This window comes from Bradyrhizobium sp. CCBAU 45384 (assembly GCF_028128665.1).
GTDB classification, from domain to species: Bacteria; Pseudomonadota; Alphaproteobacteria; order Rhizobiales; family Xanthobacteraceae; genus Bradyrhizobium; species Bradyrhizobium manausense.
The window spans coordinates 584-2,034 of the sequence record NZ_LBIZ01000006.1; the positions used below are offsets into that span (position 1 = coordinate 584).

Annotated in this window: 1 protein-coding gene; it reads right to left on the reverse strand. The window is 57.5% G+C overall.

Annotated elements, in window-relative coordinates; translation table 11 throughout:
- Positions 1-300: 300 nt before the first annotated feature.
- Positions 301-1,116: a class I SAM-dependent methyltransferase gene (locus XH80_RS00580; RefSeq protein ID WP_057740226.1), complete on the reverse strand. Its 816-nt coding sequence runs from the start codon at positions 1,114-1,116 to the stop codon at positions 301-303.
- Between the last annotated feature and the right edge of the window lie 335 nt (positions 1,117-1,451).

Below are 1,451 nucleotides of genomic sequence, written 5' to 3' on the forward strand. Positions count from 1 at the left end.
GCATGATCATTACCTCTTCCGGACGATCCATCCCCAAAACCGCATCATCATAACAGCTCCGGGGCGCGGCAGCATCCTCGGCGTCCGGAGCTGGCCCATTCCGGTCGAGCGAGAAGCTAAGGTTGAGGTCGGCTTCCGGGATGGACCGGAAGCGGAGCGGCATTTTGGTTCAGGATAGAGTTTGGCGACGCATGGACGTACCGCAATCGAACGCGCGCGAGACCTTGCGGATGCTTTTGCGCGGCTCCATCCGCGAGCACGGCGAGCAATCGGCTCCGGTGCGGCTGCTAAATTCCCAACTCAGGCAACTCTCACTCCGACGCGCAGGAAAGTTGCAGGAATAGACGTGGCTTCCTTGCTTCTGTTCTGAGCAGTGAAAAGGGTCTCCATTTCCTTTTGCAGATCCGCCCTGCGTCCGTTCTTGTCCGCCGCCTCGAATGCGTTCATCGTAGGTCCGTAATAGTCCCGGAACACATTGACGAACTGTGCGGGTGTGCCCGGGAAGTTGAACGTGTAAGTATCCCGGACGAAGGAAATGTTTTCCTTTTGGATGCCGGCGGCTCCAAATCTCTCGATAACGTTGCTCTCGACCCCCCAAGTCATGGGGCTGACAAAGCCTTCCGGAGGAGGCGGAGTGTATGACGCGGCAATCTTCAATATTTGTGCAACGAGGGTCGGATCGCCCGGAATCCAGTTTCCCATGATGATTTGCCCGCCCGGGCGGGTAACACGCACCATTTCCTTGGCGACGTCAAACGGTCGTGGGGCGAACATTGCACCGAAAATGCTTACCACTCGATCGAAGCTTTGGTTGGCGAGGTCATCAAGGTGAGAGGCATCACCTTCCTGGAAGCGGCAGTTGGAAAGACCCATCTCCTGCGCGCGTTTGTTTCCGGCTTGCACGAGGTTGCTGGCAATATCCACGCCCGTCACGTCCGCACCGAGCTGAGCCTGGGGGATAGCCGTCGTCCCGTCACCGCATCCAAGGTCAAGAACCTTGATGCCGCTGGCGGGACCGAGCGACCTTGCAAGTGCGTCGCCACTCTCCCGCATGGTCGACGCGAGCCTGGTGAAGTCTCCCTTTTCCCAGAGTGCTTTGTTGGGATTCGTGCTCATTATTGTTCTCCAGCTCAAGTAGGCCGCACAGGGTCATCGTCATCGGAACCGCCACTGCACATCGTTGCGAATGCGCCGCCGACCGTCGCAATGTGACGACAGAACTAGAAAATGGAAGCCTGACTGCAAACATCCCATGGATAAGCGCGGCTCCAGCGAGTTGCGGCGGTCCACTGTTGGTCTCGCAAATTGCTTCAAGGTTCAAATTCCAAGCTCTGTTGAGGAGTTTTTCCCGCAGAGCGGAGCAGATCGCTCCACTGCAGCGCGGCATCGGCAAACCACTTAAGGACGCGATGATCGAATAAGCTGCCTTCCGCTTGCGGGCTACAATTTCC

Coding starts and splice junctions, on each gene's coding strand:
- XH80_RS00580 (WP_057740226.1), bottom strand. CDS start 1,116: ATGAGCACGAATCCCAACAAAGCACTCTGGGAAAAGGGAGACTTCACC.